The organism is Mycobacterium sp. ZZG, from assembly GCF_054786995.1.
This window is the reverse complement of record NZ_JBTBFV010000105.1, coordinates 1-7,771: the sequence shown is the minus strand read 5'-3', so window position 1 is coordinate 7,771 and position 7,771 is coordinate 1. Positions and strand designations below refer to the sequence as shown.

Sequence of the window (7,771 nt, the reverse complement as noted above, 5' to 3'; positions counted from 1 at the left end):
CCAGTTCGACCGCCGCGACGGCGAAGGGCTCGAACGGATCCGGGGACGGATACGGCGGCGGCGGGGCATACCGGTTCTCGGTGTAGCTCCACAACCGGCCCCGCCGCGACAACGGCACCTGAGCCAGAGTGTCGCTGTCACAGGCCGGGTTGGGGCAGTTGGTTTCCCGTGGCGGGAACACATAGGTCGCGCACACTGTGCACTTACCGCCGATGAGATGGGTGTCGCCGTCGCCATCGGTGGCGAACCACCCAGCAAACGCGGCCTTGGTTCGTGAGTCGACTTTCATGCTTTCGCTTTCGGTCTAGTGAAAATGCCTTCTGCCTTAACTGTCACGACCCCTTCGGAGTTTGTGATGTGGCCGGCAGCAATGGATTTGCTGTCGGCTTCGCTTTCGATCCAGGCTTCGGCCCGGATCCTGCCGAGTCGGGTGGGTGCCACGTAGCGCAGGTTCAGGGTGCCGGTGAAGGCGGGTTTGCCGGGCCGGTGCGCGGTGGCGCCGAGCACGTGGTCGAGGATCAGGGCGCACACGCCGCCGTGGACATGCCCGGGTGGTCCTTCGTAAGGCGACTCGAGCAGCAGATCCGCAGTGGCCGTGCCATTTTCATGGTGTTCGATCTGCAGCGGGAACGCGATCGCGTTGCGTATACCCATCGCGACATTGCCCCAGGTCAGGATTCCACCCTCGGTGGTGGACCGCACTCCGAACGGTTCGGGGTCCAGCCGTGAGCTCAGCACCGCCGTGGCCTGCTCGATCAGCGTGTGCGCCTGCTGCACGTCGGCAACATCGGCCTGGCTGCGGATCGTCACGTCGATGAGCCTGCGCAGTGAGCGCGTCAGCGGACCGTAGAGGTCCTCCAGGCGCCGAGCTTCCTCGCCGCTGATCGGGTAGCTCACTGCCACGACGCCATGTCCAGCGCCGCCAGATGGCTGAACAACATTGAGGCCCCAATGGGATTGCCACCCCCGGGATAGGTGGTGCCGGACACCGCTGCCATGGTGTTGCCGGCGGCATACAGGCCGGGAATGATCGATCCGTCCGCCCCGAGCACCCGGGCATGGGTGTCGGTGCGCAGACCGCCCTTGGTGCCCAGGTCGGACAGCCCGAACGTGGCCGCGTGATACGGCGGGGTGTCGATCGGGATCAGCGGGCACTCGCCCTGGGTGAACACCCGGTCATACGCTTCGGCGCCGCGGCCGAAGTCCTCGTCGACTCCGGCCGCGGCGAGCTTGTTGAACCGCTCGATGGTCGCCTCCAGCTCGCCAGCCGGAACCCCGATGGCCTCGGCGAGCCCGGCGATCGTGTCAGCGGTGTGCCACAACCCGGCAGCGCGGTACTGCGCCTCTTCCACCATCGACACGTTGGTCGCGCCGACAGGCGGGACGGATCCCGCACGATCGTCGTAGATCATCCAGAACGGCAAACACGTTGTGCCCGCGTCGATCTGGCGGATCACCTCGCGGCCGAGACGGTCATAGGGGGCCGACTCGTTGACGAAGCGGCATCCGTCCTGGTTGACGAAGATGCCTCCGGTGAACCACAGCGCGAACGCCGAGCGTCCATCCGGATGCGTCATCCCGGGAGACCACCACGCCTGGTCCATCAGGTCCAGATCGGCGCCGACCGCGATCGCGGCGCGGAGGGCCAGCCCGGTGCTTCCCGGACCGCCCATCGTGTCGTTCGCGCTTCCCGGCACACCGTACTGGTCGCGCATCTGGGCGTTCTGTTCGAAACCGCCGCTGGCCAACAGCACCCCGCGCCGGGTGCCTACCCGCACCGGAGTGCCGTCGTGCTCGATCACCGCACCGACGACGCGGCCGTCCTCGGTGATCAGTTCGGTCAGCGGTGCGTTGCGCCAGCAGGTGACGTTGGGCAACTGCGCCATCGCTGCGAGGAATCTGCCGACGAGCGCGCGTCCGCCGACGAGCAGATCGGGTGCCGGGACGCCGAGTCGCTCGGTGTCCAGCGGTCCGCGCACCAGTCCGGCGTACTCGCCGAGCGCGCTGTCGGGCAGCGGGACCGGGATGGTGTGCCGGTAGCCGTCATTGCGTGCCCCCGGCGCCGAACCGTAGTAATCGGGCCAGGGCAGCACGGTAAAGTCGAAAGCCGGGTCCTGCTCCAGGTATTCGATGAATCCGGCCCCGCCGCGGACGTAGGTGTCCTGCAGGGCGCGCGGCGTACGGTCCCCGACCACGGCGTGGAAGTAGGTCAGTGCATCGTCGAGGGTGTCGTCGGTGCCGGCGCGCAGCAGCACAGGGTTGCACGGGAACCACATCCCGCCGCCTCCCGAATAGGCGGTGGTGCCGCCGAACTTGTCGGTGGCCTCGACCAACAGCACCGACAGCCCTTGGCGCGCGGCGGTGTAGGCGCCCGCGACGCCGCCGCCGGAACCGGCGACGACGACATCGAACTCGACCTCGAACCCCGGGGCAGCCTCAGTCATGGGCACCCCCGAACCTGCCGTAGCCGCCGCGGAAGAACAGCAGAGGGCCGCGCTCGGCGTGGGCCCACAGGCCGGTCACCTCGGCCACCACGATGGAGTGGTCACCGGCGATGTGCTCGGCCTGGACATCAGCCTCGATGCGCGCCAGCGCCCCGTCGAGGGCCGGGGCGCCGTTGCGGCCGGGACGCCAGCCGACCCCGGCGAACTTCTCGTCGCTGCGCGACGCAAACCGCGCGCACACGTCCTGCTGGTCTGCGGCGAGGACGTTCACGCACACCGCGCCCACCTGCCGGATCAGCGGCCAGCTCGTCGACGACAGGGACGGGCAGAACGAGATGTAGGGCGGTTCCAGCGAGACGGAGGTGACCGACTGGCAGGTGAAGCCGATCGCACGCTCCCCGTCATGGGCGGTGATGACGGCGATGCCGGTGCAGAAGTGCCCCAGGACGCGACGCATCTCGGACGTGTGCGGCGGTACCGCACGCCCCGGGTGCGACGCGGTCAACTCGACGGTCATACCCCTCCTCGTGTAGTCGACCAGGTGTCGGATCACTGTCATCCGCTGCGACCGCCGACGCAATGTGCTCTCCCGGTCAGCGGTAGTGACACGACGCGGACTCCCGCGCGTTGCTAGCCTTGGGCGGTGACGGATGACGACAACGCGCCTGGAGGGCTGAGCGTCTCGCCTACCGGCTGGGCGTTGCTCGGGATGCTCTCCGGCGGTGAGGAGCTGTCGGGTTACGACATCAAGAAGTGGATCAACTGGGCGATCCGGTTCTTCTACTCCAGCCCGGCCTACAGCCAGATCTATTCGGAGCTCAAGCGGTTGGAGCGGCTCGGCCTGCTCAGTTCGCGCGTCGACTCCGGCATCCGAAGCCGTCGGATGTACAAAATCACCGAGAGCGGTCTGGCCGCGGTCACCCGCTGGGCCAACGAGGACTCCGTGGAACCGCCCACACTCAAACACAATCCGTTGCTGCGGGTGATGCTCGGGCATCTGCTGAACCCGGGCCGGCTCCGGGAGATCCTCGCCGAGCACGCCGCGTACGCCGAGCAGCTGCAGCAGGCGGCGGCCACCGAGGTGCGCTGGACCGGTGAGCAGCCTGCCTGGGCCTACGCCCGCCTCGCCTTGCGCTGGTCGGAGCAGTACTACGCCGCCGAACGGGACCTGGCCCTGCAGATGATCAAGGAACTCGACGCCGTCGAGGAAACGTTTGGCGAGGGCGGCCCGGAAGGCGTCCAGTTCCCGGTGCGCGAATACTGGTACGAGGTCGAACGCAGGATCGCCGCCGAGGACTCGCCCGACTCCGGCGCCGAGAAATCCGGGGACTGACTCAGACGAGCCGGCCGGCGGCGTGTTGCGCGGCGACGTAGCCGAACACGAAACCCTGCCCGATGGTGGCGCCCGCACCGGGATAGGTCTTGCCGAACGCGTTGGCGGCGGTGTTGCCGATCGCATACAGCCCGTCGATCGGCGAACCGTCCTCGCGGAGCACCCGGGCGCGGGCATCGGCCCGAAGGCCGCCGCAGGTCCCCAGGTCGCTGAGCACGACCTTGACCGCGTAGTACGGGCCCGAATCCAGCGGCCGCAGATTGGGATTGGGATCGATGGTGGGGTCGCCGTAGTAACGGTCGTAAGCGCTGGCCCCGCGCTGGAAGTCGCTGTCCACACCCGCCCGGGCCAGATCGTTGAACCGGATCATCGTCTCGGCGAACACCGTTGGTGGCACGCCGATGCGCTCAGCCAGATCGGCGAGGTCGTCGCTGCGGTGCGCGATACCGGCGTCATACCACGACCGCGGAATCGGCATGCGCGGAAACAGTTCAGCGGCCATGAGATAACTGTTGCGGTACCGCTGGTCGAACACCATCCACATGGTCTCGACCGGGTCGCCTGACTGTTCACGCCGGAGCAGCTCCTGCCCGAACGTCATATAGTCCGTCGCCTCGTTGATGAACCGCCGGCCGTTCTGGTCGACCAGAAGGCAACCCGGCAGGGACCGCTCGGCCAGCATGACGGTCGGGTCACGGTCGGGCAGCGGAGCGAATGCCGGGAACCACCACGCCTGATCCATCAGCGCGGTGCCCGCACCGAGATCCTGGGCCAAGCGGATTCCGTCGCCGGTGTTGCCCTCCGAACCGAGGCTCAGATGCTCGCCCAGCCGTTCGGACTGGAACTTGTGCCGCCAGCTCATCAGATGGTCGAAACCCCCGGCGGCCAGGACGACACCGTGACGGGCGGTGACCTGGACCTCGGTGCCGTCGCGGTCAACCACCGCGCCGGTCACCCGGTCACCGTCGACCAGCAGTTCGGAGATGGGCGAGTCGGTCCACACCGGGATCTGCGCGTCGAGCACACCGGCGAACAGGCCTGCCGCCAGGCCCTGACCCCCGGCGGCGTAGCGGCGTCGCAGCGCCAGGCCGCCGATGCCCTGGAACGCGCGCAGCAGGATGCGCGGCCACGACTTCCGCGGCATCCGGGCCATGAGGTTCAGCCAACGGTAGTCCGCGCCGGTGACCGGCATCGGGAAGTCGGATTCCATCACCCCGGGCCGCAGGCGGGTCAGTGCGGGGCCCAGCACCGCGGTGTCGAACGGCCGGCATTCGCAGGTGCGTCCGACAGCGCTGCCGCCAGGCTTTTCGGGGTGGTAGTCCGAATAGCCATTCGCCCACTGGAACTTCATCGGCGTGGTGCGGCGCAACATGTCGATGGTCGCAGGACCGTGGTCCACGAAGGCGTGTGCCCGGTCGAGCGGAGCGTCGCCGCCGACCAGTGTGCCGACATAGGTGCGGCCGTACTCGACCGTGTCGCCGGAGCCGGCGTCGGTGAGGATCGGGTTGCCGGGCATCCAGAACGCGCCTCCCGAGCGGGCCAGCGATCCACCCACGTACGGCGTCTTCTCCACGATCAACGCCGAAAGCCCGGCTTCTCGTGCCGCCAGGGCGGCGGCCATGCCGGTGCCGGATCCGACGACAAGCAGATCGACGGTGAAGTTCTCCCGAGATGTCACCGGGTGATTCTCGAAGGCGGTGGCCCACGTGTCGCCGGGGTTGCCCGGTCAGTGGAACACCGGACAGCTCACCCGTGAACACCGGTGCTACAACGGAGTTTCGCCAGAAGCAAGCGATCACAGTGAGGATGGCCGGCGATGACTACGTTGCAGCCCGACAGTGCCACAGAGGTCCGGCAGATCGAGGCGCAGGCAGCGCCGACCAGGTATGCGCGCGGTTGGCACTGCCTGGGACTGACGCGGGATCTCGGTGACGGAAAGCCACACCCGGTCAACGGATTTGGCACCAAGCTGGTGGTGTTCCGCGGCGAGGACGGCGCGATCAACGTGCTCGACGCGTACTGCCGGCACATGGGCGGGGACCTGTCCGACGGAGAGGTCAAGGGCAACGAGATCGCGTGCCCGTTCCACGACTGGCGGTGGGGCGGTGACGGACGCTGCAAGCAGATCCCGTACAGCCGCCGCGTGCCCAAGCTCACGCGCACCGCGACGTGGCCGACCATGGAGCAGGACGGCATGCTGTTCGTCTGGAACGACCCGGAGAAGAAGGCTCCGCCTGCCGACGTCACGATTCCCCGTATCGAAGGTGTCGGCACCGACGGGTGGACCGACTGGCATTGGTACTCCACGGTGGTGCACACGAACTGTCGCGAGATCATCGACAACGTCGTCGACATGGCGCACTTCTTCTACATCCACGGGGGGCTGCCCACCGGGTTCAAGAACGTCTTCGAGGGCCATGTCGCCACGCAGTACTACCGCAGTGATGCCCGCCCCGACCTCGGCAGCGGAGAGGGGGCCAAGATCCTCGGCACCACCTCCGTCGCGTCGTACTACGGGCCGTCTTTCATGATCGACGATTTGACCTATCACTATGAGCACGGCGACCAGCGCACCGTGTTGTTGAACTGCCACTACCCGATCGACGCCGAGTCCTTTGTGCTGCAGTACGGCATCACGGTGGAGAAGTCGGACGCGCTGCCGGAGGACTCGGCGACCCAGATGGCCGTCGCGCTGGGCGATTTCGTCAAGATGGGTTTCGAGCAGGACGTCGCGATCTGGCGGCGAAAGGCGCGCATCGACAACCCGCTGCTGTGTGAGGAGGACGGCCCGGTGTATCAGCTGCGCCGATGGTACGAGCAGTTCTACGTCGACGCTGCCGACGTGACCCCGGACATGGTCGACCGCTTCGAATTCGAGATCGACACCACCCGTCCGCGCGAGGCATGGATGAAAGAGGTGGAGGCGAATCTGGCGGCGGGCCGGCTGCCGAGGTTGGTGGGCCTGACCAAATGAGCGTCCGCCCCGACAACCGGCTCGCCGACGCACCGATGCAGCCGGTCGACTGCGAGGCGTGCGGGGCGCGGGTGCTGGTCCGCAAGAGCAGTTGGGAGCAGACCAGCGTGCAGTGGGACGCCGCTTCACTCGCGCTTTGTGACAGGCGTCGAGATGCGATGCGGACTGCTCAGGGTTTCCTGTCAGGATGCCTTGCCCTGCGTGAATCCATCGAATCCGCTGTGCTGCAGGGGAATCTGCGAGTCCTATCTGACACGTAGTGCGTAGCGGAGTAGGCCGTCGATGACGATGGCGCGCGGCTCAGTCTGGGCCCGGCAGTGTCGCCACAAGACCACACCCACACTGTCACCGACGTCTGAGAGATGGCAGCGGGCTGCGCGTGTTATCTCTCAAGACATCGGTGACACTCCTCGTATGCGCCTGGCGATCTCCCGGTGGCCCTACGATGCGCCGCGCGGGGCGTTCTGTCGCCCGAGTCGATAACAATTCCCCCGAGCGCAGTAGCACGTGATTCTGCCCTCCAACACCGTCATCCGCACAGCGAGCTCCATGGGCAGAGTCGACGCGCACGTCGCATCCCAACAAGTCCTGGTCGTCAGCGTCGACGACACAACTATCGCGGCCGAATCTGGACGGCGAGAACCTCATCGGGCGCTGCACCCGGCATCAAATACGTCGGCAACGGACAACTACGCGGCCTACGCCCCAAGACCCGACAACCGTCACCGATGTCCTGATACATCACGCCTGAGATAGGGCAGTGTGCTGCGCGAAACTTGTCGGTGGTCGAATGTATGTTCGAAGTATGTCAGGTGGGGACCTACTCGGCGCGGTGACCGCTTTGCGGGCTGCCTTCGATGAGGTGGCCGGCTGTGACGTCGATTTGTTGACCGGGCCTGATCTTGTTGCGGCCCTGGATGAACTGGAGACGTTGTCGTGCCGATTGCCGGCGGTGGGTCATCGGTTGCTGGCGCGGTTGCAGACTGAGGCGACACCGCAGCAGATGGGTGCGAAATCGTG

The 7,771-nt window shown here is 66.9% G+C and carries 8 protein-coding genes and 1 pseudogene; 4 read left to right on the top strand and 5 right to left on the bottom strand.

The window, feature by feature from the left end; all coding sequences use genetic code 11:
- The 4 genes from ACXMYJ_RS28160 to ACXMYJ_RS28145 all read right to left on the bottom strand — a co-directional run.
- Positions 1-289: Zn-ribbon domain-containing OB-fold protein (locus ACXMYJ_RS28160; RefSeq protein ID WP_460359449.1), on the bottom strand; the 289-nt coding region annotated here is incomplete at its 3' end.
- On the bottom strand, positions 286-897 hold the full coding sequence (locus tag ACXMYJ_RS28155) for a PaaI family thioesterase (protein WP_460359450.1): 612 nt from the start codon (positions 895-897) through the stop codon (positions 286-288). The genes ACXMYJ_RS28160 and ACXMYJ_RS28155, both read right to left, overlap by 4 nt.
- Complete coding sequence (locus tag ACXMYJ_RS28150; RefSeq protein ID WP_460359448.1) at positions 894-2,444, bottom strand: FAD-binding protein; 1,551 nt, start codon at positions 2,442-2,444, stop codon at positions 894-896. The genes ACXMYJ_RS28155 and ACXMYJ_RS28150 overlap by 4 nt, the downstream gene beginning before the upstream one ends.
- Positions 2,437-2,961 (bottom strand): flavin reductase family protein, encoded by a 525-nt coding sequence (locus ACXMYJ_RS28145; RefSeq protein WP_443187734.1) that lies wholly within the window; start codon positions 2,959-2,961, stop codon positions 2,437-2,439. Before ACXMYJ_RS28145 ends, ACXMYJ_RS28150 begins: the two co-directional genes overlap by 8 nt.
- A gap of 192 nt (positions 2,962-3,153) precedes the next feature.
- On the opposite strand from ACXMYJ_RS28145, the gene ACXMYJ_RS28140 reads away from it, so the two are divergent.
- A complete protein-coding gene (locus tag ACXMYJ_RS28140; RefSeq protein WP_396885436.1) occupies positions 3,154-3,777 on the top strand; it encodes a PadR family transcriptional regulator in 624 nt (207 codons plus the stop codon).
- Position 3,778: 1 nt separating this feature from the next.
- Here the strand turns inward: ACXMYJ_RS28140 and ACXMYJ_RS28135 are convergent, their stop codons facing one another.
- Complete coding sequence (locus ACXMYJ_RS28135) at positions 3,779-5,455, bottom strand: 3-ketosteroid-delta-1-dehydrogenase (protein WP_460359447.1); 1,677 nt, start codon at positions 5,453-5,455, stop codon at positions 3,779-3,781.
- Positions 5,456-5,593: 138 nt separating this feature from the next.
- On the opposite strand from ACXMYJ_RS28135, the gene ACXMYJ_RS28130 reads away from it, so the two are divergent.
- The 3 genes and pseudogenes from ACXMYJ_RS28130 to ACXMYJ_RS28120 all read left to right on the top strand — a co-directional run.
- Positions 5,594-6,751 carry a Rieske 2Fe-2S domain-containing protein gene (locus ACXMYJ_RS28130; protein ID WP_460359446.1) on the top strand — a complete coding sequence of 386 codons (1,158 nt, stop codon included), beginning with the start codon at positions 5,594-5,596 and terminating at the stop codon, positions 6,749-6,751.
- The gene (locus ACXMYJ_RS28125; RefSeq protein WP_460359445.1) at positions 6,748-7,011 is read left to right on the top strand and encodes a ferredoxin; all 264 of its coding nucleotides are present in this window, start codon (positions 6,748-6,750) and stop codon (positions 7,009-7,011) included. The genes ACXMYJ_RS28130 and ACXMYJ_RS28125 overlap by 4 nt, the downstream gene beginning before the upstream one ends.
- 530 nt (positions 7,012-7,541) lie before the next feature.
- Positions 7,542-7,771, top strand: a pseudogene (locus tag ACXMYJ_RS28120) (HNH endonuclease signature motif containing protein); the annotation flags it as partial.